Origin of the sequence: Facklamia sp. P12937, from assembly GCF_050409505.1 — a bacterium.
Taxonomy (GTDB): domain Bacteria; phylum Bacillota; class Bacilli; order Lactobacillales; family Aerococcaceae; genus Facklamia.
Window position 1 is genome coordinate 1 of the sequence record NZ_JBNUPI010000016.1, and the last position, 24,698, is coordinate 24,698.

The 24,698-nt window shown below is 33.6% G+C and carries 23 protein-coding genes and 2 pseudogenes; 21 read left to right on the forward strand and 4 right to left on the reverse strand.

Features of this window, described 5'->3' with window-relative positions:
• The first annotated feature begins 509 nt into the window (after positions 1–509).
• The 5 genes from ACQV2R_RS06765 (at position 510) to ACQV2R_RS06785 (ending at position 4,902) form a co-directional block, all read left to right on the forward strand.
• On the forward strand, positions 510–1,172 hold the full coding sequence (locus tag ACQV2R_RS06765; protein WP_428882458.1) for a response regulator transcription factor: 663 nt from the start codon (positions 510–512) through the stop codon (positions 1,170–1,172).
• Entirely contained in the window at positions 1,160–2,230 is a 1,071-nt protein-coding gene (locus ACQV2R_RS06770; protein WP_428885355.1) for a sensor histidine kinase, read from the forward strand. The genes ACQV2R_RS06765 and ACQV2R_RS06770 overlap by 13 nt, the downstream gene beginning before the upstream one ends.
• A gap of 64 nt (positions 2,231–2,294) precedes the next feature.
• Positions 2,295–3,158 carry an ABC transporter ATP-binding protein gene (locus ACQV2R_RS06775; RefSeq protein WP_428891994.1) on the forward strand — a complete coding sequence of 288 codons (864 nt, stop codon included), beginning with the start codon at positions 2,295–2,297 and terminating at the stop codon, positions 3,156–3,158.
• On the forward strand, positions 3,159–4,325 hold the full coding sequence (locus ACQV2R_RS06780; RefSeq protein ID WP_428885359.1) for a hypothetical protein: 1,167 nt from the start codon (positions 3,159–3,161) through the stop codon (positions 4,323–4,325).
• On the forward strand, positions 4,279–4,902 hold the full coding sequence (locus ACQV2R_RS06785; RefSeq protein ID WP_428885360.1) for a hypothetical protein: 624 nt from the start codon (positions 4,279–4,281) through the stop codon (positions 4,900–4,902). Before ACQV2R_RS06780 ends, ACQV2R_RS06785 begins: the two co-directional genes overlap by 47 nt.
• Before the next feature lie 295 nt (positions 4,903–5,197).
• Here the strand turns inward: ACQV2R_RS06785 and ACQV2R_RS06790 are convergent, their stop codons facing one another.
• A complete protein-coding gene (locus tag ACQV2R_RS06790; protein ID WP_428892000.1) occupies positions 5,198–5,770 on the reverse strand; it encodes a DUF2812 domain-containing protein in 573 nt (190 codons plus the stop codon).
• A 63-nt stretch (positions 5,771–5,833) separates the two neighbouring features.
• Positions 5,834–6,154 (reverse strand): PadR family transcriptional regulator, encoded by a 321-nt coding sequence (locus tag ACQV2R_RS06795; protein WP_428882452.1) that lies wholly within the window; start codon positions 6,152–6,154, stop codon positions 5,834–5,836.
• 1,462 nt (positions 6,155–7,616) lie between these two features.
• Between ACQV2R_RS06795 and ACQV2R_RS06800 the strand changes: the two genes are divergently transcribed.
• From ACQV2R_RS06800 to phnE (ACQV2R_RS06845), 10 genes and pseudogenes are all read left to right on the forward strand, one after another.
• Positions 7,617–8,033, forward strand: coding sequence for an NUDIX domain-containing protein (locus ACQV2R_RS06800; RefSeq protein ID WP_428875285.1), 417 nt, complete (start codon positions 7,617–7,619; stop codon positions 8,031–8,033).
• Positions 8,034–8,309: 276 nt separating this feature from the next.
• Complete coding sequence (locus ACQV2R_RS06805; protein ID WP_428885385.1) at positions 8,310–8,855, forward strand: N-acetyltransferase family protein; 546 nt, start codon at positions 8,310–8,312, stop codon at positions 8,853–8,855.
• A gap of 213 nt (positions 8,856–9,068) precedes the next feature.
• Positions 9,069–9,638, forward strand: a complete 570-nt coding sequence (locus tag ACQV2R_RS06810; RefSeq protein WP_428885384.1) for a DJ-1/PfpI family protein — start codon at positions 9,069–9,071, stop codon at positions 9,636–9,638.
• A 408-nt stretch (positions 9,639–10,046) separates the two neighbouring features.
• Positions 10,047–10,889 carry a hypothetical protein gene (locus ACQV2R_RS06815; RefSeq protein WP_428882448.1) on the forward strand — a complete coding sequence of 281 codons (843 nt, stop codon included), beginning with the start codon at positions 10,047–10,049 and terminating at the stop codon, positions 10,887–10,889.
• A 271-nt stretch (positions 10,890–11,160) separates the two neighbouring features.
• A complete protein-coding gene (locus ACQV2R_RS06820; protein WP_428885382.1) occupies positions 11,161–11,676 on the forward strand; it encodes a PIN domain-containing protein in 516 nt (171 codons plus the stop codon).
• 65 nt (positions 11,677–11,741) lie between these two features.
• Entirely contained in the window at positions 11,742–12,374 is a 633-nt protein-coding gene (locus tag ACQV2R_RS06825) for a hypothetical protein (RefSeq protein ID WP_428885381.1), read from the forward strand.
• A gap of 520 nt (positions 12,375–12,894) precedes the next feature.
• Positions 12,895–13,929 (forward strand): phosphate/phosphite/phosphonate ABC transporter substrate-binding protein, encoded by a 1,035-nt coding sequence (locus ACQV2R_RS06830; RefSeq protein WP_428874088.1) that lies wholly within the window; start codon positions 12,895–12,897, stop codon positions 13,927–13,929.
• Between the two features lie 84 nt (positions 13,930–14,013).
• A pseudogene (gene phnC / locus ACQV2R_RS06835) lies at positions 14,014–14,781 on the forward strand (phosphonate ABC transporter ATP-binding protein).
• Positions 14,774–15,598, forward strand: a complete 825-nt coding sequence (phnE, locus tag ACQV2R_RS06840) for a phosphonate ABC transporter, permease protein PhnE (RefSeq protein ID WP_428874091.1) — start codon at positions 14,774–14,776, stop codon at positions 15,596–15,598. Before phnC ends, phnE (ACQV2R_RS06840) begins: the two are co-directional and overlap by 8 nt.
• A 9-nt stretch (positions 15,599–15,607) precedes the next feature.
• Positions 15,608–16,417 (forward strand): phosphonate ABC transporter, permease protein PhnE, encoded by an 810-nt coding sequence (gene phnE, locus ACQV2R_RS06845; protein ID WP_428885379.1) that lies wholly within the window; start codon positions 15,608–15,610, stop codon positions 16,415–16,417.
• A 533-nt stretch (positions 16,418–16,950) separates the two neighbouring features.
• Here the strand turns inward: phnE (ACQV2R_RS06845) and ACQV2R_RS06850 are convergent.
• Positions 16,951–17,268: pseudogene (locus ACQV2R_RS06850) on the reverse strand (transposase); the annotation flags it as partial.
• Between the two features lie 24 nt (positions 17,269–17,292).
• Positions 17,293–17,469: a hypothetical protein gene (locus ACQV2R_RS06855; protein WP_428885344.1), complete on the reverse strand. Its 177-nt coding sequence runs from the start codon at positions 17,467–17,469 to the stop codon at positions 17,293–17,295.
• Between the two features lie 512 nt (positions 17,470–17,981).
• Between ACQV2R_RS06855 and ACQV2R_RS06860 the strand changes: the two genes are divergently transcribed.
• The 6 genes from ACQV2R_RS06860 to ACQV2R_RS06885 all read left to right on the forward strand — a co-directional run bounded on the left by ACQV2R_RS06860 (position 17,982) and on the right by ACQV2R_RS06885 (position 24,516).
• Positions 17,982–18,716 (forward strand): carbon-nitrogen hydrolase family protein, encoded by a 735-nt coding sequence (locus tag ACQV2R_RS06860; protein ID WP_428885342.1) that lies wholly within the window; start codon positions 17,982–17,984, stop codon positions 18,714–18,716.
• Between the two features lie 706 nt (positions 18,717–19,422).
• Positions 19,423–20,055: a GntR family transcriptional regulator gene (locus ACQV2R_RS06865; RefSeq protein WP_428874098.1), complete on the forward strand. Its 633-nt coding sequence runs from the start codon at positions 19,423–19,425 to the stop codon at positions 20,053–20,055.
• A 234-nt stretch (positions 20,056–20,289) separates the two neighbouring features.
• On the forward strand, positions 20,290–20,661 hold the full coding sequence (locus ACQV2R_RS06870; RefSeq protein ID WP_428876447.1) for a GrdX family protein: 372 nt from the start codon (positions 20,290–20,292) through the stop codon (positions 20,659–20,661).
• Between the two features lie 12 nt (positions 20,662–20,673).
• Positions 20,674–21,960, forward strand: coding sequence for a glycine/sarcosine/betaine reductase component B subunit (locus ACQV2R_RS06875; RefSeq protein WP_428874100.1), 1,287 nt, complete (start codon positions 20,674–20,676; stop codon positions 21,958–21,960).
• A gap of 16 nt (positions 21,961–21,976) precedes the next feature.
• Positions 21,977–23,272 (forward strand): glycine/betaine/sarcosine/D-proline family reductase selenoprotein B, encoded by a 1,296-nt coding sequence (locus ACQV2R_RS06880; protein ID WP_428891995.1) that lies wholly within the window; start codon positions 21,977–21,979, stop codon positions 23,270–23,272.
• Between the two features lie 146 nt (positions 23,273–23,418).
• The gene (locus ACQV2R_RS06885; protein ID WP_428874102.1) at positions 23,419–24,516 is read left to right on the forward strand and encodes a YkvI family membrane protein; all 1,098 of its coding nucleotides are present in this window, start codon (positions 23,419–23,421) and stop codon (positions 24,514–24,516) included.
• Positions 24,517–24,698 lie beyond the last annotated feature (182 nt).

The window sequence follows — 24,698 nt, forward strand, 5'->3', positions numbered from 1 at the left end:
TGATCTCAAATTCTTTATTTCTGTCAAGGATCGCTCCGCTTTCCTCTTTGACAGAAATAAAGAATTTGAGGACTAGACGCTAAGACATAAGCATGCTCATTTAGAAGCACCTTGTGTAACATATGTTTGACAACTCTAGAGTAAAAGATAAAAGGCCATGTAAAAGGATCTTAATATAGCCTTTGTCCTTTGATAAAATGTATATTCTTTGTCTTTTGTAATGTATGAATAGTTTTTGATTTGGCATACGGATGATTTTAAGTATAAAATATATGTAATTTGAAATAGTACCTACATAGTAGAAAGTATTGAATGAGGATAATTTATTTTAGTTTCAAGTTTTTCAAGAATAAAAGCAGCTTGTCTTCTTCAATGATTGACTGATAAAAAGTCATAATCGAAGCATTAGGAAGAATATGTTGAGAAACGAATAGTAATATTGTATGTATTTATATTAAATTCTCTAGGCTTAACGATAAGAATTATTTAATAAAGGAGTTGCCCTTATAATGCAAAACAAAACGCTTTTAATCATTGAAGATGATAGAGACCTCGTGGATATGCTGGAAATGTTTTTAGAAAACAAAGAGATAACTGTCTTAAAAGCTTATAGTTCTGATGAAATTCCTAACGATCTATCTGGAGTCGATTTAATCCTTTTAGATATCAATTTGCCCAGAAATAATGGGTTTGAAATCTGTAGACGGCTAAGAGAAAGATGGTTAATGCCAATTTTGTTTTTATCAGCAAGATCTAATAAAGAAGATAAAATAAAAGGCCTAATGTTAGGGGGAGATGATTACATTACCAAGCCGTTCTCTTTAGATGAGCTCTATGCGAGAATTTATACTAACGTAACTAGAGGTGATCGAAAAGGACAAGCACAATCAAATAATATTTCGCTTCTTGTTGAATCTGGAACCTGCAAAGTTAATGGTGATGAAATTGAGTTGACAAAAACTGAATATGAAATAGTAGCCTTACTCATCAATAATCCCAAACAAATTTTTAGCAAAGAAAGAATTTATGATAGTTTAAGGGGAATTGACAGCTATGGCAGTCCCCAGGTGGTTTCGGAGCATATCAGAAATATTAGAAACAAATTATCAGAACATTCAGAAGAAGATTTGATAAAAACACACTGGGGGCTGGGCTATTCATGGATTGGCTAAGAGAATTTTCTAAAAATTGGAAACTGAGAGGGGCATTTAATTTATATTTGTCCGTTAGTCTAATTTTTTCGATTCCGTGTGGTTTGCTTCTACAAGTTTTTTTAAATGACATAAAGAAAAATTTTCTTTTATCAAATGCTTTAACTGACCGAACGAGTCTTCTTAATAGTTTGATGTTTTCAGATTTATTGCGAGCAATGATTGATTTCACACCGATTGTGGTGATTATCCTATTCTTTTGTCTTTTTTTTAACCTATTTTATAAGCATAAAATAGAATTGATTTTTAAATTTTTAGAAAATTATGAAGAGGCGAATATAGAAGACCAGAATGAACTGAGTAAGAAAGTCTTTGAATTGGTAGTGAAAAATATAGAATTAAAGAAAGATCGTTTTAATTCTATTCAAAAGACCAACGAACTATCTAAAAAATTGGATACGATTTTACATGAGATAAAGAATCCACTAGCTGTGCTAAGTGGTGACATGGAAATGCTGAATACAATTTATGAACCGGATGATGAGAGAGTGAAGCGAATTTTATCTCGCATGACTAGAAGCGAAAAGAGGATTCAAGATTATGTTAATAATCTCCAGATAGGTCAGAACATGGCAGATATGGAACTAGACATTCGGACAATCAAGAGTAAAGACTTATTGTATATGATAAAGAGAGAATTAGATTGCTGGGAGGACAATCTTTCTTTTAGGTGTAAATTAAAAGATTTATCTCAAAAAATCGACCTAGATCTAGAAAGATTCATAGAAGGTTTGGTTAATATTCTTAAAAATTCGAAAAGACATGCTAAAAATCAAATAACTCTTTCCCTTTATGAAAATGAAAGTTATTTAATAGTAGAAATAGAAGATGATGGCTTGGGATTTTCTCAAGAAGCCCTCAATAATTACAATAAGCCCTACTTTAGTGAAAACCCTTTAGTAGGTAACATGGGACTGGGATTGTACATTACAGATGAAATAATGAAAAAACAAGGGGTAAAGATGGTCTTGAGTAATAATGTAGGAGCCAATACAAAATTATTTATAAAAAAGGCCTAATCTTGGAAAATTATTGGAAATTGTTTTATATACTTCAACTAGTTTTAAAAGGGAGGTATGTAGGATGAATTCGATCGAAATTAAGAATTTGAGTTTTACTTATGGCAAGAAAAAAGTTTTATCCGACATCAATATCAGTATCAATAATGCTCTATATGGACTATTGGGTAAAAATGGAGCCGGTAAGACGACCCTGATGAAATTAATAGTGGGACTTTTACCTATAAAAACTGGTCAGATTCAAGTCTGTGGTCAATCGAACCCAAAAGAGATTCGCAGACTCGTAGGTTATTTGCCACAAGATTTTGATTTTTATCCAGAAATGAAAGTCAAAGATTCATTAATCTATTTGGGAACATTGGATAATCTCAAGCGATTTGAATTAAATCAACGAGTGGAGATGCTATTAGACTTAGTTAATCTAAACCAAGATAGAAATAAAAAAGTAAAGAGCTTATCGGGCGGTATGAAAAGACGTTTAGGTATTGCTCAAAGCCTTTTGAATGATCCAAAAGTTTTAGTGGTTGATGAACCGACCGCTGGGCTAGATCCAGAAGAACGCATTCGCTTTAGAAATTTATTGGGTGATCTAGCGACAGAAAAGATTGTTTTATTTTCAACGCATATTGCAAGCGATTTAGAAAGCACAGCTACTAAATTAGGAATATTAGACAGTGGTCATTTTATTTATGATGGATCAGTGGAAGATTTATTAAATCAATATTCTGGTGGAATTTATGAAACCCTCGTAAATAGAAAGGATTTATCAAGATTTAAAGAGGAGTACTTGGTCTTTGAGCAAAAAGAATTAGCTAATGGTATTATGGTAAGTTTCATCCATACGGGAAGACCTTTGGATCAGTTTAAGCGAATCTCTCCTAGTTTGGAATCAGCATATTTAATGAAGATTCATGAAAGGAGAGATTAGATGAAATTATTTGTAGTAGAATTAAAAAGAATAGGCAGGTCTTTAATCTTTGTAGGGGTAGCCATAGCCTTGATTATAGCTATTACAGGACAGATAGAGAGTGATTCCTATGATTTTAAAGAACCTGACCCAGGACAAGAGCAATATGGTCATTATTTAACAGAGGATCGTGCTTATATTTTTTCTAATTTGGTGAATGATTTGTACTTAAATATAGAAAACAATCATTTTATTAGTTATCCTTATGGCTTTTATCGAGAAAATAAATTAGAACAGGATGAATTAGATGCGATTAAAGATATCTTATCTGATTTAATAGGCATGCCATATGAAGATATTCCTTTGAGTCAGAATCTAGCAATTCCTACTGAAGAAAAATTAGAGACTCAATTAGGCAAAATAGACGCCTTAATAGGGGGAGGCTCTTTCTATGCTAAGAATAATTATAAGGTTCATTTTGGTGACAAAGGAATGTCTTATGAAGAGGCCATTAAGGATTATTTGCTTGTTAAGGAAGAAGGTTTAGATGTTGCTTTTGCTAGGTATTTTAGTGATTATGCAGGTATCTTCACCTTATTATTTTCTTGGTTTATAGGTTTATATTTTTGGAACAAAGACAGAAAAGAAGCTATTGAAAATACACTATATATAAAGAATACATCTTCAATCAAATTGGTTTTGACAAGGGTTTTAGCAATGAGTTTGTCACTACTATTTATTATTTTGGTACTCTTTTCCTATTATGAAATTCAATTACTGTTTGTACATGGTGCTAGTTTATTGTGTCCGTTTAAATCCTACTTCTTTGTTATATCATGGATATTGCCAATTATTTTATTTGTTATAAGTCTCACAACTTTATTAACAATAGCCAGTCATAGTATTTTATTAGGATTTCTAGGACCTATTTTTTCCTTGGTTTACATGATGTCATCTTCCACAAATGTTTTTTATAATATTGGGTATGGCCTTCTCATTAGATATAACTCTGTGGGCAATCAAGCGTATTTTGATAGTAAGGTCAATGTTTTTCTAGTGGGGAGAGGCATTTGGATAGGGCTAGCACTTTTTTTAATAATCGTTACATCCTTTTTATATGAAAGAAGAAGGAGGGGAGATTATGCTTTCAAAAACAATCTCTCAATTGAAGCTAGAGTTAAAGCATAATTTTCCTCTAGAAGTGTTTGTCTATCTAGTTATCATGGGGATCACTTACTTTGCTTTTGGGGTAAAGAATTTAGACACTACTAATGAAGCGATGATTGTCGAACGATTTTTACCTTTATCCGGAATCTTTTCTTTTGTAACATTATTTTATGCCGAGTGTCAAAGTCCAATAAAAGATCTTCTTTTAATGAGAAATACGATGCTTGAATACATATATGTGTTGCGAGGCATTGTTAGGCTGTTTTTTTACGGGGGAATGACTTTTAGCTATATCTATTTAATAAATAGTGGTGCAACAAGTTATAGCTTAATGAGGGTGGTATTTCATAGCCTTTCGATTGGAGTAATCATAGGTGTAATAGGTTTACTGTTCTTTAGCTTTAGTAATAATATCTCTTTGGCTTTTTTAGTTTCAATAGGTTTAATGCTAGCGCAATGGTTTGCTCCTAAAAATACAAATGCTTTATTATTTACTATGCCTGAGATATCCAACATTAGAATAGTACTGATATTTACTATTAGTATAATGATAGTAATACTTGCAATGGTTATTTGGAAGAGGAAGGCCATTTCTTAGTTCTACAGAGAAACGAAATGGGATTTGATGTGTTGTTTAGATTATATATTTAGTCTTAATAGAATAAAAAGAATCAAAGTAATAAAAGACACATTAAAATCGATCAGATTATTTTCCTGTGATTAATTGTCAAAGATCCACTAACTATCATAAAAGAAAGTTAGAGTAACAAAATCTATCATTATAAGGTTATTAAAATAAGAATATATTGAAGAACTAATATAAAGAATACATATATGAAGAAAGACGACAGTAATAATTCATCACTGTCGTCTTTGATGTTTTTTCAAAAATATTAATTGCTATTATGAATTAAGTCATTATATTTACGCTTATTTACAAAAGCTTCAAACCCCATCCATGCTGCTAATACCAACCAAATAACTTTAGAGAGTAGTCTCATTAATGCAAAAGGAATTTCAAATATAAAGGAAGACCAGAACTGCCAGCCGGTCATTTCCCATAAGCCAGGTGTAAAAAATGCAGTCTTTGGTTTAAAAAGTGAATAACTGTTACCTCCAGTAGAAAAGATAGTAAAGAAAAACAAAAATATAATAGACCAGTTCACCGCCTGTTGGCCGTAACGCTTGTATATTTCAGCATAGGACTCTTTATTTGAATAAATAAAGTCTTCTGAATTAGGATCATTTTGCTGGAAGTAGTGTACACCGGAATTTTTACTGCTTGAAACAACTGTCCAACCCATATCACTAAAAAGTTGAATATAGTTTTGATATTCACTCGCTTTCTCAAATTCACGATAATCGATCCGAGTAATAGGGGCTTTGTCATCAATCTTTTCAAACACAAAGCAAGCAGGGAACTTTTTATTTATAAAGCGATAACCTTCTTCTCTAAAGGAGTTAATCCAGCTTCTTGTTTGTCTAAATCTTTGAATAAGAATACTTTCCTTTTTATAATTTGTTTCATTTTAGCTTTCTCCTCCCATCAGTTCCTCTGCTAAGTTAAGTAATTCGTGCATTCTCTTTGTTTCAGCTTCAATGACATCATAACCAGATTTAGTAATTTGGTAGACTTTGCGACGTTTGTCTTCGCTTTTTACCTCTTTAATCCAACCTTGTTTTAGTAAATTATCTAAGGCACCATACATGGTGCCAGGCGCAATTTTTACATTGTTATTACTAAGCCGATCAACTTCTTGCATTATTACATAGCCGTGTGCAGGTTTTATTAGTGACAACAAAATTAAATAAGTCGTTTCTGTTAAGGGTAAACTTGGGTGTCTAGGCATAATATTAGCTCCTTTATATCGTTAAACTATTCAGTTTAAATGTATAGTCCGATTGTATATCGTCGAACTGAATAAGTCAATACATATAAAGATAAATTCTGAAATCGGACTATCGAGAGATTGGAAAAGGAAGCAACTAAAATTGAACCTATTTAGAAATATTGTCTGAAAAGAAGTTGCAGTACTGTCAAAGTTCATATTAATTTACTCTTCTATATTCATAAAGAATATCTTATCATGGGAGTAGAGTATTAAAAATTTTATGTTATTTAAAAAAACATAAAGGAGAATTGAAATTTGGATTCATATTTCTACATTATTTTATTTTCAACCATTTCAGCAATGTCCAGAGGATTAATAAGTGTGATTGATAGGTATCAAATAGGGTATAAAAAACAATCTGTGTTAAAAGTTAATTTTTCAAACAATTTATATACGCTATTATTCATAATAATTTCGTTCTTTTATATAAATGTTAATGATCTGTTTACTATGATTCTTAATTATAAAATAATCATTTACAGCATCTTAGTACAAATTGTTGCAGTAGGATACTCAAAACTATTTAAACGCTTATCCATTTTTGAATCGGCGATCGTATCAAAAACAGCTGTTTTTTTATTCCTTTAGCCTTATTTTTTACGACAGGAAGAATAAATTTTGGTAATTATTTCATTTCTATCTTAACAACTATCATAATTATTATTTGGGTAAAGAAAAAAAGTGATTTAAAAACATTATTACATGGAGTAATTATTATTGTTCCACCGTTAGTTATACAAGCTTGCTTATTTCCTCTTTTGGTTGGAGACTATAAAAAATATTGATTCACTGATTTTATTTACAGTAAGTACTTTAATATTAAGATTTTTTGTATCTTTTATAAGTTTGATTCCAACCTTAAATCAAACTGATTGGAAAAGACACAATAAAAACTCTTTCGATAATCTTTATTTTTTAGAGCAATTTTAACGTGTATTGCACAAATAACATTTGTTTTTGTGACATCTTCTAATATTTCTTCAATTGCTTGGATCTTCTTGAATATTACATCGCTTTATGGAGTAATGTTTTCAAATTTGATTTTGAAAGAGAGTAAGAATAAGAACGAGATTTATATAATCATTGTTGTGAGTACTATAACAATTTTATCGCAATTATTAATTCATGGATGATTTACACGAAGAATTTAAAAAAGCGATTTTTGTAAAAACTATCTGCACTAAAAAAAGGCTTATATAGTTGCAAAATAAATTGGCTGGATCTAAATTTTTAGGCACTACTGCTCGATTTCGTGTCATAATTAGCCATAATGCAAATAACGGTAATTGATGTTGAGTTTAAAAACTTTCTACTAGGAAAACAAATTAAAGAATGATCTACCTTTTAGAGTGATTATTGAGTTAGTTTATTCTTAAAATTTAAAAGAGCAAAAACATAATTAGATTGAGGAGGTTTAATCATGAATCAAATGAATTTTATAGGTGTTAAAGTAGCACTCATTAATAAAGGGAAAGTATTAACTATTTTAAGAGATAATCTCCCAAACATTCCTTATCCTAATATGTGGGATTTAGCTGGTGGTGGAAGAGAAAATGAAGAAACACCATATGAAACTATGAGAAGAGAGGTTAAAGAAGAATTAGCTATTGATATTTCTGAATCAAATATTGTATGGACCAAATACCATGAAAGCATCACAAATGCAGGAGAAAAATCAGTTTTTATGGTTGCTAATATATGTGATAGTCAAATCGAGAATATAAAATTTGGAGAAGAGGGACAAAAGTATGAAATGCTAGCTTTTGAAGATTTTATTGATAATGAAGATGTAATCGAACAATTAAAAAAACGTTTCTTAGAATATCTTAATAAGTAATTTAAAACTAACCAATCTCAGTTTGTTAAGTAACAAACTCTTCTAAAACAATGAAGAGTTTGAATCTACAACCATTGATATTGCGTAATATTTTTCACCCGAATCTAGTGTCAAAGTTATGAAAAGAGCAAATAGTAAAGATGAAAACTGGGTTCAAACCTTCTACTAAGGAAACGAAATGTCGAGTTAAGTGCTTTTTAGAGCAACAGATGATTATTTTCCTCTAAAAATAATACTAGGAAAAAGTACAAATTTAAATTTATGTGGGGGATAAATATGAAATATACACCAGAAAATTTTAAACTAAAAGATGGCAGAATCTGCAAAATTCGAGAGATTCAAGTAAAAGACGCTGCAGAAACTGTTGAATATTTGAAAACCATTATGGGAGAATCTGACTTTTTGAATTCCTATCCAGAAGAAATAACCATAACTGTTGAAGAGGAAGCAAAAATGATCAAAGGCTTTAATGAATCTGATAATACACTTATGATTGTTGTTGAAATGGATGGAAGACTGATTGCAAACGGCACAATAACAAGACTAAGAAAACAGAAAATGCGCCATCGAGGAAATGTTGCCCTTGCTGTGCTAAAAGAATTCTGGAACTTAGGAATAGGGAAGAAGTTACTTCAAGTTCTCGAAGACTATGCTAAAGAATGGGGCCTTTCCCAACTTGAGCTTGACTATTTCTCAGGTAATGAAAGAGGCAGGGTTCTTTATGAGAAATGCGGATTCATCCAAGTGGGAGAAACTCCTAATGCCTACATTTTGAAAGATGGAACCCGATACAACAATATAAAAATGGTAAAAAGTATTTAGAAAAGTTTTAGTTCTACAAATCCCAGTTTATTGGATTAACAGTCCACCTGAATATCTAGAAAACTTAGTATATATAAGTGTTGATATTACTTTATGATTTCACAGGTGAGTTTTGTGTCATAATTATGACAACGGTACATAGTAGCGATGGTGACTGGGTTCTAGGCTTCTACTGGAGAAATGAAACATAGCAAAATATGTGGAGGTTAACTAATGAACAAAACAGCAGTGCTTATATATGATCAATTTTGTTATTTTGAAATAAGTGTGGCATTAGAAACTTTGGCCTTAAATGGTAGAAGGATTGATGTATTTGCAAAAACTAAAGATATAGTTAAATGTGAAGAAGGTCTAAAAGTTCTCCCAGATCAAACAATTTATGATTTAAACATAGAGAGATATGATAGTCTCTTATTACCCGGTGCGGTTGATATACGTTCAGCAGTTGAAGATCATGAAATAATTGAATTTATTAAAAAGTTTGAAGGTAAAATAATAGGTGCCATTTCTATTGCTCCTATTTTGCTGGTAAGAGCCGGCATATTAAATGGCAAGGCTTTTATGATAGGAACAGATAAAGAAGGTTTGCTACAGGAGGGATACAGTGAGGCTGATCTTAAATATATGAAGGATTGGAATAATTGTATAACAAATCCTATTGAAGAAGGTTATATTCTAAATGATAATATAGTCACGTCTGTTTCTTTTGAATTTATAAGATTTGGAATTCAGTTTTGTAATATGTTGGGAATTGAAATGTCTCCAAATAGTTTTGGATTGTAAGATATTAACCACATGTTTTATTTAGCTTTAATAAAAGCTATAAGATTTATCATCTGGGTCTCATTTCATAATTATGATAATGGTAGATAGTAACGGTGAACACTAGCTTTTAAGCGCTCTATTAAGAAATTTAATATGGATTGATGTGCTTTTTAGAATACTACTTTGAAAATGTATGTATATAGGTTTGATTAAAATTTAATATTAGAAATTGTTTTTAATATTGGCAATAACGTAAGAATTAGGACATTGGGAAATAGATAAAGTAATAGGTAAAAAGGAAGCAGATAATCCTGTTCTCTTAACTTCAGTTATAAGAAGGGGTAGGTTTGAATGGATGATTAAGATAGACGGGAAAACAGCAGAAGGAGAATTTTTAAAATAGGAGAAAAAGAAAGTAGAATATATATGAGATTTAGTAAATATGATACTCAAGAGACAAAGATTAAAAAAATTGAAAAAGATATAGAGAGAGCTAAGTTTAATTGCCTTACTTTAAATGAGTTAATTGAATTGTTAAAAATAAGTTCTTTTTCTATTTTCAATCATTGTGAAAATATTTTAAATAGAATTGGAGACTATATTTATTTAAAAAAATACACTGATATCCAAATAGAGTATTTAATTTCTTTAGTTGAACGAACGATTAAAGAAGGGGAAGAAATTCCATCTAAATATAGGTATAAAAGTGATAGCTTACTTAAAAAATTACTTAGAATATTGCCAAGTGAAATCTCTTATAAATATGCAATGTCTTGTTTTAAGCATAGAAGAAAAGCTAGAAGAGAAGTAGGGTTTGATTATTTTAAAAGAAATTCTCAGTGCAAAGAAAGTATTAACAAATTATTAGAATTGTATAGAGAGACCTTTGATAAAAGAATTTTGGAGCTTATTGCTAGAAATTATAAAGTAGGTTTTCTAGAACCAAAGGATTTGAATTTTGTTTTATCTGAAATTGAAGAAGGATATTGGAGAACTCGTATAATTGAAGTTTTAATTGAAGGAGTATTAGAAGAAAATACAATAAAAATAATAAACCAATACCCTTATGACTCTACATATGCAATGGGAAGACTTGAAGATGATTCAATACTGCCAATAATAATAGATAGTTTTGAAAGTTTTGCTAGTGATTTAGAATCAATAGGGTTAGTTTTTTGGGCATTGGGTAAGGTTGGGGCTAAAGATGAAATAAATAAATTAGCCAAGATGTTTTATCAATGCTATCCGGTGGAAGAAATTAGAAAATAATAAACTATATGTACAATTAGGCTTAGTTTTAGCTACATAGTGTAGAATATCTTGTGTAAACCTAAATTGTTCATTGAATATAAAAAGCCCCGGGTTTCGTGTCATAATTATGACAACGGCAGATAGTAACGATGAACACTGGCTTTCAAGCCACGTACTATAGATACAAAATAAGGATTGGTGTATTTTTTAGACCAATTATGGCTCACGATTGTTCTAAAAGGCGTATTGGAATAGATATAATTTGTTAATTATTAAAAAGGAGGAAGAATTGGAAGGTAAAGAAGAATTAGAGTTTCCATTAAATGTTTTTGTTGATACACAAATATTTGAAAGTCAAAGTTTTGATATAAGTGATAAAAGTAGATTAGGATTGCTAAAAAAACAAGTTAAAAAGGGTGCTATCAATTTTCTTACAAGTGAGATAATTGTTGGAGAGGCAAATAAGCACATAAAAGAAAATGTTGAAAAAAACAATGAAATAAACCAAAACTTTAATAGCAGAGAAATAGCTATTCTTAGAAACAGTAAGTATGCTGATAGTTTTAATAAATTGGATACTGAAGAGGTAGTTCAAGAAGCGCTAAATCAATTTCATAATTATTTAAATGAGGCAGAAGTAACATATTTAGATTTAGATAGTATTGAATTAAAAACTATACTAAATGATTATTTTAATAACAGAAAGCCATTCGGAACAGGTAAGAAGAAGCACGAGTTTCCTGATGCTTTTAATATTTCAATGTTAAAGAGTTTAAGAAAAAAGATTATCAACCCATATATGTAATAAGTGGAGATAAAGATTTTGAGGACATAAAAGGAATTTATCTTTATAAAAGTATAGATGAATTATTGAATCTTATTAATACGGATAAACTTATCGCTCAACAAGCTTTAAAGTACATCAATAGTATTAATTATAGGTTTGCTGAGGAAATTAAAGAACAATTTTTGATAATTCACAAAACATCGAAATTGACGGGTTTGATTATGATCGTAAAGGCATTATCGGTGGATATGAATATGATGAAACTGAGCTTCAAAATGTTAAGCTCTGTAGTTATAGATTATAACTCTGAAGAGCATGAAATAGTAGTTGCTTTAAAGTGTTTAGTAGAAATTGTAATTAACTGTACATTTTTTGATTTAGAGAACTCTATTTGGGATTCTGATGATAAAGAATACGCTACAATGGAATATGGTTTAATAAAAGAAAATCACAATAAAAAAATTGAGATAGTTGCACGTATACACTATGAGTATGAAAATGAAGACGAAGATTCTTATCCAGAATTTGAAGTAGATAGCATTGAAGTAGATACAGCACAAAAACTTACGCAGAGAACGTTAAATAGTAAAGGTAGACAAATCATTAATTATCCAGATCTTATTTGGGAAAATTATTGTCCAGATTGTGGATGTGGACTAACATGGGAAAATGATGGTGGAAACGATTTTTGTGATAAGTGCGCTCCTAATCATTAACAATTCACCTAAAACAAAGGAAATATACAGAAAACACCTGGGTTTAATAATAAAAGCTCTAGTAATGTGTTAGGAATAAACTACATCCACTTTTGTATTCGCTGAAATTGCTCATGATTTTACACCCGGTAGTGGTAACTTTCTAACAGAAACTTATATTACTTTTCGTAGACTAGAAAATCAAATTCTAAAGACCCCTAAGGAAACCAGATTGTAAGGGAGAAAATGCACAACCTTATTTAGGTTTTCATTAGTCAGTTTTATGGAATTGAAATTATTGATTTTGCTGTTTCAATAATAAAAGCTTTTTAATGTAGAGAGTTTTGTCAAATTTATTTTATACGAAAATAAAAATATCTTCTTAGTATGAGAAAATAGTATTAAAAAAACACATGATAACAGGAGAGTGATTGAATGGCCCCTTACCTACTGTAAACTTTATGTAAAATTGAACAAGCAAGTTGCTCTACTTTACTTAGTTCGTTATAATTGAGCTATCAAATATTTGGAGGTAACATCTGTGAAGAAAAAGTTTAGTCTATTAATGGTCCTATCTCTACTGGCAAGTGTTTTTTTAAATGTATTTACTGTAAATGCCCAAGAAGAAGCAGTTGAAATTGAGACGTTAAAAGTTGCTTTTGTTCCATCCCGTGATCCCGAAGAAATTATTACAACAACAGAACCTTTGAAACAGCTCTTGATTGATGAGTTAGCTAAAGAAGGATTTGATGTTAAGAATGTCGAAATTACTGTCGGAACATCTTATGAAGCAGTCGGAGAAGGTATGGCTGCAGGAACGATTGATGTTGGTTTAATTCCTGGCGGAACATATGTCTTGTTCGAAGACGATGTGGACGTCCTTCTTACATCGACTCGTCAAGGTTTATCGAAAGACTCTGAGAATCCAGCAGACTGGAATGACGGACAAGCGACTGAATTAATTGAAGACCAAGTGTCTTACTACAAAGGCTTAATTATTGCAGGACCTTCTGAAAAAGGCCAAGAATTAGCTGAGAAAGTAAACAATGGCGAAGAATTAACATGGGAAGACTTAGACTCTGCTAAGTGGTCAGTCATGTCCTCCTCTTCTTCATCAGGTTACATTTATCCTTCCATTTGGTTAGGAAACCAATTCGATGGTAAACAAATTTCTGACTTATCAAATGTCGTTCAAGCAGATTCCTATCCTTCTTCCATTGCACGTTTAGCATCCGAACAAGTAGACGTAGTGGTTGGTTTTGCTGACTTACGTCGTGATAATGTCGATGCATGGATGGAAGATATGGGACGCGAAGCGAGCATTTGGGAAGAGACAAATGTCATTGGCGTTACTCCTAATGTTTACAATGACACTGTTTCTGTAAGTAAGACTTCAGAGATAATGACAGACGAATTAAAAACAGCCCTTCAAAATGCTTTCATTAATATTGCTGAAACCGAAGAAGGTAAAGAAGTCATTGCCATCTACAGTCACGAAGGCTACAAACCCGCCAAAGCTGAAGATTATGAAACAGAACGCGAAGCGCAAAAAATTCTACGTGAACAAGGTGAATAATAAATACCGACAAATAGTCTAAAACAAAACACCCACTGGACGGTGGGTGTTTCTTTAGTTGAAAGATTAAAAAAGGAGAAGGCAATGATCAAATTTGAACAAGTTTATAAAAGATATCCAAAAGGTGTATTAGCATTACAAGATATTAATTTGGAGATTGATCAAGGAGAATTCGTTGGCATTATTGGTTTATCGGGTGCAGGTAAGTCCACTCTCATTCGAACGGTTAATAAAATGCATTCCATTTCAGAAGGAAAATTAACGGTTGATGGGGTGGATGTGAGTGGCTTAAAAGGTAAGAGCTTGCGTCAGTTCCGACGTAAGATCGGGATGATTTTTCAGTCTTTTAACTTAGTAACTCGTGCAAAAGTCATCACCAATGTCTTATCGGCTTTTGTCCCTGATATCCCTTTTTGGCGCGTCTTGATTGGCTATTACAAGAAGGAAGAAGAAATAAAAGCCTTGGAAGCTTAGGACAGGGTAGGAATTCTTGATAAGGCCTATACGCGAGTCGACCAACTATCGGGTGGTCAACAACAGCGGGTGGCTCTGGCTAGGACTTTGGCGCAAGATCCACGCATTATTTTAGCCGATGAGCCTGTTGCTTCTTTGGACCCAGTCACCGCTGCTGTAGTGATGCGAGATTTCCAGAATATCAATCAAACAGACAACATCACCGTCATCATCAATATTCATCATGTGGAATTGGCGCTTGAATATTGTGATCGGATTATTGGCATTCGCGAAGGAGCAATTGTTTATGATGGGCCTTCAAATGAAGTCACCCAAGAAGTCCTAAACCATATTTATAAAGGACAAAGCACTGAAGAGGAACGTGACTCCTATGAATAATCCAATACTTTCATTTATGCGTCCCAAAGAAATAGTGCTTTCAAATGGCAAGAAGGTGTATAAGAAGCGCTCTTTTACCTTGTTAATTGTTTTATTGATTACTTTATTGATTTATTTATCAGCTAAAATGACTGGTTTTGATTTACAAGTTTTAATCAAGCGTGGTGAGGAATTCTTTGTTATTTTAAAACGGATGGTACCACCCAATACGGCTTATTTTAATGAGGTAATCCCTCCGCTGCTCGATACGATTAAAATGTCTGTACTGGGGACCTTTATTGGTGCGCTTTTAGCGATACCTTATGCCATGTGGTCTGCCACTAACTTAACTAGAAATCACTGGATAACTAGTCTTTTAAAACTATTGTTGAGTCTAATCAGAACTTTACCAACCTTAGTGACCGCTTTGATTTTGACTTATATTTTTGGGTTGGGGACTTTTGCAGGGACCTTGGCAATTGCTTTATTCACCTTTTCTTTCATAGCTAAACAACTTTATGAAGCCATTGAGACAGCGGATATGTTGCCTTATGAAGCCATGGAAGCCTTAGGAGCGAATAAAATGTATAGTTTTCTCGGAGCGATTAAACCGCAAGTGCTTCCAACTTATCTGTCAGTAGCCTTATACACTTTCGAAGGAAATGTTCGCCACGCTGCTATTTTAGGTTATGTTGGGGCAGGAGGAATCGGCATTATTCTCGATGAGAATCTAGGTTGGCGAGAATATCAGAATGTCGGAATGATCCTGCTTTGTCTGTTCTTAACGGTAGTGGTGATTGAAAGTATCAGTCGCTATCTAAGAGCAAGGTTAACATAGGAGGTAGTCATGGTAGATAAAATTAATCAAATGTATGAAAGTAAAGATACGAATCGCTGGCAAGCACTTGCTTGGACGATGTTAGTAGTTGGGCTAGTCATCTGGTCTGCTTCAACCATTAATGAAGTGGGGCTTGCTAAGCGGGGCATCACTTTTGCTGTAAGTATCATCCAAGGAATTGTTAACCCAGACAGAGAACTGCTTTTTAATCTTACGAAACAGTCGGTTCCTTATTTATTATTGGAGACGATGGCGATCGCCTTTTTAGGGACTCTGGTCGGAGCAGTCTTCTCCTTTCCTCTTTCTTTTCTAGCATCGAGTAAAGTGGTTCCGGTTCCTGTTGTAGTGATGACCCGTTTTTTGGTGATGGCTATTCGAACCATTCCAGCCTTTGTCTATGGTCTAATGTTTATTCGGGTGACGGGTCCAGGACCTTTTGCAGGCGTTATGACGATCTCAGTGACTTCCATTGGTATGTTAACCAAGTTATTTAGTGAAGCCATTGACGATATGGATAAATCCATTTTAGAAGCGCTCGATGCAGCTGGCTGCAATACTTTCGAGAAGATTCGTTGTGGGATTATTCCTCAATTATGGTCTAGTTTACTATCAACAATTATTTTCCGCTTCGATATGAATTTAAGGGATGCTTCTATTTTAGGTCTGGTAGGAGGGGGAGGAATTGGTGCACCCCTTAAATTTGCCATGTCCTCCAACCGTTGGTCGCAAGTAGGAGCCATTCTAGTAGGACTCGTTGTGCTCATCCTAGTAGTCGAATTTTCTTCTTCGTCTATTCGTAAACGGTTAACAAATGGTTAAGTAGAAGAAATCGTCAAGACATGAGAAGTTATTTTGTTAATTTATATGGCAGTAGATTTAATATCTGTAGAATATTTAGCGTACCAAGTTGAATGAGCAAGTATAAATGATAAACATACCATAGTTCTATGATAATTAACGAGATAAAACTTGATGAGCTTAGTATTGGACTAAAACTATTCGACAAAAAAAGTGCTCCTATCAAATTCATTTTAAATGAATTTGATAGGAGCACTTTTGTGTGAGAAGAGTTGGTTATTCAGCGAAAAAAATGTAGGTAAGTACATAGTTTTAAATCACGGATCCTAATTATACCATTAGTACAAATTAGGGTATTGTGGAGGCTAAAATGATAGTAGATAAATAGAAAAACTACAAATATTATACGAATTTTTCTAGATCAGAAGAGTCAAGTCCATAATCTAGTGTAAAAAAACTATACAATGATTCTATCTTCTTTTATTGAAAAGACATGCTATACTTTCTTGTAGAACTGAGTCATTCGTCATGTGTGTTTATCATGACAGCTCCAATTAACCGATTGGCTGATGAACGGTTAAGAAAGAGACTAATAATTTTTTATCTTCGACGTGCTTCTTAGCGTAATCTTTTAAGAAAGTTGTTAGTTTTAGTCGATTGTTTCCTTTACTAATTACTGTATATTGAAAGACATTTTCAAAACCATTATCTAAAATCTCACAGGCTTTTGTAATTTTTTGATCAATAGAGTTACTGATGCATCTATTTTTAGTCTCTTGTTTTGAGTCCATATCCGTAAACTTAAAATGGGTTTTAACGGTTTCTTTGAAGAGTGTAGAGTTCTTTTTAGGAAGGGTTGCAAAGGTATTTTTTAAACGGTGAACCTAGCACCTATGTCAACTTGTGCTGGTAGATGTCTTGCGAGCCACAAACAATAACTCTTTATAGGTGTCAGAAATGATGTGTTCAGTTCCTTGTAAGCAGGGTTCATAATAACCATTTTGTTGGCTTTGATACTTATATGCGCGTTCGTAACCATTGGCTTGAATGTATTCTCTTCGTTGGTTTCCCATTAATTGATTGACCACGGATGAAAAATATTATTAAAGACATCTTTTTTTCTGAATATTCACTGATATTTTGAACCGCTTCGTACGTTAGTGTCAAATCATTATGGATCGTATAAAGTCTTCTTAATTATGTGTTTGCTGTAAAAAGTAAATAGATGTAGTTATTTTTATGCTCTAAACCAATAATTGTTAAGGAACGATAGGCATTGAATATAGACGATATACTCTGATATTATTATTTTATAGAAATAAAATTGAAAGGGTTAGTAAAAATATGTGCTGGTCTATGTGGAATGAGTATTTTAATGATGTTGAAAACAGTAACATGTGAAACGAAATGAGAGGTAGAATAAAGAATAGTTTCTATTACTGTTGGTGATTGAGAGGAAAAAATACTAAGAATCACTTTTTAAGAATGGGTAATAAGCATAGTTAAAATTTCTAAAAAACACATCAATCGCGCTTTTAATGAAGTATGTAGCATTTAATTAAAATATATTGGAGGAGGTACAAATATGAAAGTTGCTTTAGCTGCGGTAGGTTTTATAACAAATGACACAGAATATAATAAAAATAAAATGATCGAAGTTTTAAAAAAATACTCAGAAGAAGCAGATTTAGTACTTTTCGGAGAAAGTTATCTTCAAGGGTTTGAATGTTTGGATTGGAATTATCAAAAAGATAACAAGGTTGCATTAACACAAGATTCTGATTTAATTCGTCAAATTGGTTTTATTGCAAAAGAATATCAAACTGCTGTTTCTTTTGGCTATATCGAAAAAGATGGGGATAAAATATATAGCAGTCAATTAACTTTAGATAAAAACGGAAATGCGCTGAACAATTTTCGAAGAGTATCTACAGGATGGAAAGAAAAAATTGCTGACTGTCATTATGTTGAAGGGAAAGGGTTTAGTCAATTTGACTATTTAGGAAAAACGTTTTCGGTTGGATTATGCGGAGATCTATGGGAGGAACAAAATTGTTTAGCACTAAAAAATTTAAATACAGATATTATTCTCTGGCCCGTATACACAGATTTCAACTTTCGAGAATGGAATACAAAAATTAAACAGGAATACTCTGAACAGTCCTTCAAGTGTGGAGATAAAGTATTATATGTAAATTCGTATTGTCTTGATGGAGAAGGATATGAGATAGCAAGAGGTGGAGCAGTATTTTTTGAAAAAGGAAAAATTGTAAGTGAGGTACCGGCGGGCAAAGAATCAGTGCTAATTGTTAATGTCTAAGAAACTCATAGAAAAGAGTAATGAGATATGTACACTAATTAGTTAGGTTTTTGGTTTAACTTTAGGGCGCAGCAAAAGTTTTATTTACTCAGTGACTAAAATTTAATTATGTAACCCATAATAATAGCAATTTGGAATAATTAAATTGTTTAAATATAGTGTAGTACTAGTTTAAAGAATGTGAAGCAATTCTTTGTAACGTTTCATATGCTGTATACTCTAGTTTGAGTAAAAATTTTAAAAAAGAGGTCATCATTAGTTGGCACCACTATTGTTATTATTTAAATATTTGTAAGCCATCAAAAAGATTCATCGTTAAATAAATGTTATTATTTCAATTTAAATTAGGGCAATGGACTGTTTATGTTATATAATTAAAGGTTCTTCTATCTTCAAAAAATGTTTAACAATACTTCTTACATTCCACTAAGTAATTTCGCAAAGAGTCAGTATAGAATAAGGATTAGAAAAAATATAACTTCAATGATAAAGAGTTAGCAATTTGAAAGAAACTATGTCAATTATGAGTGTTTTCGGGCGATTATAGATTATAATTTAACAAATTGCTTTGATGGCACAGCGGATAGTATTTTGGAATAATTAGAGTAAAAGAATATTTGATTTTCCTCAAAGATTGAGGTTATAATAAGTGAGGTCTATGTATAGTATTATACAGAATGGCTTGATAGCTAAGAGGTGAAGAAGATTGGATCAGAAAAATTTAAGTATCTATAATCAATTGAAGCGTCGCATCATTGAGTTTGAATATAAACCCGGAAAAATACTCAATGAAGTTGATCTAGCTGAAGAGTTTGGCGTAAGTCGTTCACCGATTCGATCAGCCTTGCAAGAGCTAGAGCGAGATGATCTCATTAATATTGTGCCAAGGTTTGGAGCACAAGTTGCTCCTATCGATTTTCGTAATATCAAGGGGCTATTTGATGTAACAAAGCAACTAGATCCCTATGCGACTCGTCAAGCCGTAAAACGGATCACCCCCTCACAATTAGCAGAGTTGAAGCAAATTATTAAAAATTTAGAATCTTATTCTACTACAGCAAGTTATCAAGAGGCTATCAACGAAGATGAACGATTCCATCAAATTATTTTTCAAGCTTGTGATAATCGATGGTTAAAAGAAACACTAGCTCATCTTCATTTACATACCGAAAGATTGTGGCATTATTGTAATGATTACTTTGATGATATGACTATCTTTACCAGAACCTTCCGTAAAATCGTGCAAGCGATTGAAGATCAAGATGAAGAGGCAGCCGAACAATATGCTTACGAACATATTGAAGACTTTCTTTCTAGAATTAAAGAATCTCTCTTTTAAGAGTGAATGAAATATAGTTAAAAACCTTAAGGTCTTAGTAAAAAGATCTTAAGGTTTTTTTATGTAAATTTTTATTTTAAATAAATCAAAATTTTTATCTAAATACAATTGACATTCATCTGAAAAACAGTTAGTATATCAGTGAGGTGATGAGATGGTTTCAACCCACAATTTATTATTGGATGTAAGCGTTAGCATTGTCTTCATTAAAAGTGAAAAGATAGAGGTGGTGATATGATTTTAACGAATAATATAACCGTCAATGAAAGCGGTAACATAATCTTGGTTGAAGGTGATCAATTAGCTGTTTTGAAAAAGGCACGTGACTTGATTCACAAAGGACATTATTTAATGACATCTCCTTTGGCCGCCAGTGGTCGGATGCATTTTTCTCCCGTACGGTCGATCTTGATATCAGATAAACCAGAAGGAGATAACACTCAGTCTCTTTTGGCAATTGAAAATAGCATAGAACTTTTACAAAACTCTTTAGCTACCCATACAGTGGATTACAAGAATAAGGAGGATTACGAATTTATTGATTACGAGCTTTTAAAAGTAGCTCTTAAAGAGGTAAGTGAGTTGGGAGATCGTTTTAACAAATAGGAGGGAATCAATTTGAAACTAGAAAGACGTAAAGTAAAAATTAATGATGTTGTCTTTGGCGATAAAAATGAAGTAGTAGGAGAAAAACTCGTTTTAAATCGCGAAGAATTAGTCAATTATATTAAGAGTTTGGACAATATTAAAGAGGTTACTGTCGATATCGCTAAACCAGGTGAAAAGACACGCATCATCCCTGTAAAAGATGTCATTGAACCACGGGTAAAAGTAGAAGGTGTTCCTGGATTTGCTGGGATAACTTCGCAGACTGGCCAGCTTGGGAATGGAGCTTATAACGTATTAGAAGGCGTTGCTATCGTTACAATTGGAGATATTGTCGGCTTCCAAGAAGGTGTGATTGATATGTGGGGAGAAGGAGCAAAATGGACGCCCTTCTCCAAGACTTTTAATTTAGTGGTGGATCTATCGGTAGTCGACGGATTAACAGCTCATGAACATGAATTAGCAGTTCGAATGGCAGGTCTGTTAATCTCTGAATATGTCGGACAGTTTGCAAAAGATGCTCCAGTCTATGAAATCGAAACGTTTGAAGTAGGATCAAATCCAGAAGAAACAGCTAAATATCCAGATCTTCCTAAGGTAGTCTATGCTGAGATGCTCATCACTCAAGGGCTTCTCCATGACTCTTATATCTATGGAGTGGATGCTAAAAATATTATTCCAACACTTCTGCATCCGCTGGAAGAACTGGATGGAGCAGTCGTTTCGGGCAACTGTGTAGCAGCTTGCGATAAGATTACGACTTATCAACATCAAACCAATCCAGTTATCTTAGAACTTTTGAAAAAACACGGCAAAGAAATTAATTTCCTTGGTGTGGTTATGGTTCCAGAACTAACAACCTTAGAAGGAAAATTTAGATCGTGTGATTTCACTGCTAAATTATGCAAGCAGTTGGGGGCAGATGGGGTGATTGTATCGGAAGAAGGATATGGAAATCCAGACTCTGACTTAGTCATGATTGCTGAACGATTAGAAAAACAAGGGATAAAAGCTGTTCTGATTACAGATGAATGTTCTGGTTGGGATGGAGCCAGTCAACCACTCGCAGACTCAAAACCAGAAGCAAAAGCTGTAATATCAACAGGAAACGTTTCTCACGTTGTAACATTACCAAAAGCGGACCGTATCCTGGGAGATCCAGAAGCGATTGCCAATTTGGCAGGAGGATGGGCTGGAGCCTATGATGCTGAAACCGGTGTTATGAAGTGTGAATTAAATGCTGTGATTGGAGCCACTTCAGAGATCGGATATCATAATTTGATGGTCACTGAGTATTAGAACGAGGAGGAAGACAATGGAAAAAAGAATCTTATATTATTTGAATCAGTTTTTTGGCCAGATTGGTGGAGAAGACAATGCCGACTTTGCTCCCGTTTTAAAGGAAGGGACAGTCGGACCTGCCGTAGGATTTGAAAAGGAGTTGGGCGATGCAGGTAAAGTGGTCGCGACTTTTATTTGTGGCGATAACTATATCAATGAAAACAATGAAGCAGCTTTAGCTGAATTTAAGAAAGCAATGGATGAGATTCAACCGGATTTAGTAGTAGTCGGCCCCTCCTTTAATGCGGGCCGCTATGGGGTGGCTTCATCCTTAATTGCTCAGTTCGTGGTGGATAAATACGATATCCCTGTAGTATCAGGTATGTATGAAGAAAACCCAGGTCTTGAAATTACCAGACTAAAAGCATATACCGTTCCAACTGGAAATAGTGCAGTTGATATGCGATCTGCCTTACCTAAAATGGCGGCTGTTGCTAAGAAATTATTAGCAGGCGAGCAAGTTATTCCTGAAGAAGATGGGATCTTCAAGCAAGGTAAGCGTATTACAGGCTTTTCCGATAAAATCGGTGCCGTTCGTGCGGTTGAGATGCTGATGAAACGTTTGAACAACGAAGAATATAAAACTGAAATGCCAATGCCTAGCTTTGACTTGGTTGAGCCAGCCCCTCCAATTAAGGACTTAACTAAAGCCACAATAGCTTTGGTAACTACTGGAGGGATTGTACCGGTAGGAAATCCCGATCGGATTCAGTCTGCCTCTGCTCAAAAATGGGGTAAATACAATATCGAAGATCATGCTAACCTTACAGGCGATTTCATCACCATTCATGGTGGTTTTGATCCTATCTATTGTAATGAATCGCCAGATCGTGTTCTTCCATTAGACTCTCTTAGAATAATGGAAAAAGAAGGCAAAATTGGTAAGGTTCATGAGAAATTCTACACCACGACAGGTACAGGTACGGCAGTTGGTAATGCCATCATATTCGGTAAAGAAATAGGAAAAGAATTGAAGGAAGCGGGAGTTGACGGAGTAATTCTTACCAGTACTTGAGGGACCTGTACACGTTGCGGAGCAACAATCGTTAAAGAAATCGAACGTTTTGGTATTCCAATTGTTCATATGGCTACAATTATTACCATTTCTCAATCTGTTGGAGCGAACCGAATTGTGCCAACAGTTGCTATTCCTCACCCTACTGGAGATCCATCCCTGGAGCGAAAAGATGAAGAGAAATTGCGCATGAAGATGGTTGAACGTGCGATAAATGCACTGAGCCAACCAGTAACGGAAGTTACGGTCTTCTAAATCCACTTGAATAGAGTGAATAGATTCTAAAATAATAAGAGCAGTCCCGATCGAATAGCTTTATAACTGTTCTATGGACTGCTTTTTTTTAAAATTTACTTCTTCAGAATGACAAGATGTTCGAAAGTAGAAAAGAGGGGGAAAACATGGAAAAATCAAAAATGAACATTTGGACGATTCTAGGATTTACAGGCGCGTGTATTGCCTTTTACATTGGGGCCGGATTTGCGACAATGCAAGAAGTAATGCAATATGAGGCTTCCTATGGCTCACGATTTTGGATTGTCATAGCTGTTGCGGCAATCATTTATGTCTATACGAATTTATCCTTTGCGACCAATGGTAATCGCTTGAAACTTGAAAGAGGCGGCGACATATACCAACATTATACCGGTAAGTACATCGGTGCTTTCTTTGATTATTTTTCTGCCTTTTTCTGTTATATGTGTTTTATCGTTATGTGTGGAGGGGCGAATGCTACGGCCTCTCAACAATGGGGATTAGCAAACGGAGTAGGTGCATTGGTTCTAACCATTGCAGTAGTTGCTACAGCTGTCTTTGGATTAGACGGAATTATCAAGGCACTTAGTAAAATAGGACCGATTATTATTATTCTTATTCTGATTGTATCAACAATTACTGCGATCACTGGCTTTCCAAACTTCAGCGAAAATGTAAGCGCAATTGATCGAGGCGTTTATGATTTGGTTCAAGTAGGCGGCGACAATCCATTTTTTTCAGGCGCATCATACGGTGGCTTTGTTATTTTGTGGTTTGCAGCTTTTCTATCTGAAATTGGTGCAAAAAACAAATTAAAAGAAGTGAACACAGGAATGCTTCTATCTACTTTATTCATTTTCGGGGCAGCAGCCATTTGTTGTATCGCTTTAATTAGCTACATTGGTGAAACTGGTAAGGCTGATATTCCAGCATTGGTATTAGCTAATAAAGTGAACCCGGTATTTGCGCAAGCTTTTGCCGTTATTGTTTTTGCTGGAATCTATACCACGGCAGTTCCTCTACTCTGGACAGGGGTGGGTCGTGTGGCCACAGATGGAAGCTCACGCTATAAAATCTTAACCATTTTGGGTGGAGTTATTGGAATGGTAATCGCTATTTTCTTGCCCTACAAGGATCTTGTAAATGTCCTTTATGGAATTAATGGGTATTTAGGATTTATTCTGGTTGGTTTTATGGTTGTTCATGATATCCGAACAAAAATGGGTTCAAAATTGATTCAATAAATTAAATGTCTATGCTCTATTTTAAATGGCTATTCTCTTTCTTCATTGATAGCAAAGGATCCAATCAACTAAGACCGCCATTCTTTGTGATTGCTTAAGTTCAAAATAGCATAATGTTTAAAGGCATGTTAAAGTTATAAAGGAAATTCTTAGTTTTTCTTTGTAAATGGTTAAGTGTATAG

Excerpts from the sequence above, each read along its gene's own strand:
- ACQV2R_RS06765 (WP_428882458.1), top strand. The coding sequence starts at position 510 with ATGCAAAACAAAACGCTTTTAATCATTGAAGATGATAGAGACCTCGTG.
- ACQV2R_RS06770 (WP_428885355.1), top strand. The coding sequence starts at position 1,160 with ATGGATTGGCTAAGAGAATTTTCTAAAAATTGGAAACTGAGAGGGGCA.
- ACQV2R_RS06775 (WP_428891994.1), top strand. The coding sequence starts at position 2,295 with ATGAATTCGATCGAAATTAAGAATTTGAGTTTTACTTATGGCAAGAAA.
- ACQV2R_RS06780 (WP_428885359.1), top strand. The coding sequence starts at position 3,159 with ATGAAATTATTTGTAGTAGAATTAAAAAGAATAGGCAGGTCTTTAATC.
- ACQV2R_RS06785 (WP_428885360.1), top strand. The coding sequence starts at position 4,279 with ATGCTTTCAAAAACAATCTCTCAATTGAAGCTAGAGTTAAAGCATAAT.
- ACQV2R_RS06795 (WP_428882452.1), bottom strand. The coding sequence starts at position 6,154 with ATGCCTAGACACCCAAGTTTACCCTTAACAGAAACGACTTATTTAATT.
- ACQV2R_RS06800 (WP_428875285.1), top strand. The coding sequence starts at position 7,617 with ATGAATCAAATGAATTTTATAGGTGTTAAAGTAGCACTCATTAATAAA.
- ACQV2R_RS06805 (WP_428885385.1), top strand. The coding sequence starts at position 8,310 with ATGAAATATACACCAGAAAATTTTAAACTAAAAGATGGCAGAATCTGC.
- ACQV2R_RS06810 (WP_428885384.1), top strand. The coding sequence starts at position 9,069 with ATGAACAAAACAGCAGTGCTTATATATGATCAATTTTGTTATTTTGAA.
- ACQV2R_RS06815 (WP_428882448.1), top strand. The coding sequence starts at position 10,047 with ATGAGATTTAGTAAATATGATACTCAAGAGACAAAGATTAAAAAAATT.
- phnE (WP_428874091.1), top strand. The coding sequence starts at position 14,774 with ATGAATAATCCAATACTTTCATTTATGCGTCCCAAAGAAATAGTGCTT.
- phnE (WP_428885379.1), top strand. The coding sequence starts at position 15,608 with ATGGTAGATAAAATTAATCAAATGTATGAAAGTAAAGATACGAATCGC.
- ACQV2R_RS06855 (WP_428885344.1), bottom strand. The coding sequence starts at position 17,469 with ATGGGAAACCAACGAAGAGAATACATTCAAGCCAATGGTTACGAACGC.
- ACQV2R_RS06860 (WP_428885342.1), top strand. The coding sequence starts at position 17,982 with ATGAAAGTTGCTTTAGCTGCGGTAGGTTTTATAACAAATGACACAGAA.
- ACQV2R_RS06870 (WP_428876447.1), top strand. The coding sequence starts at position 20,290 with ATGATTTTAACGAATAATATAACCGTCAATGAAAGCGGTAACATAATC.
- ACQV2R_RS06885 (WP_428874102.1), top strand. The coding sequence starts at position 23,419 with ATGGAAAAATCAAAAATGAACATTTGGACGATTCTAGGATTTACAGGC.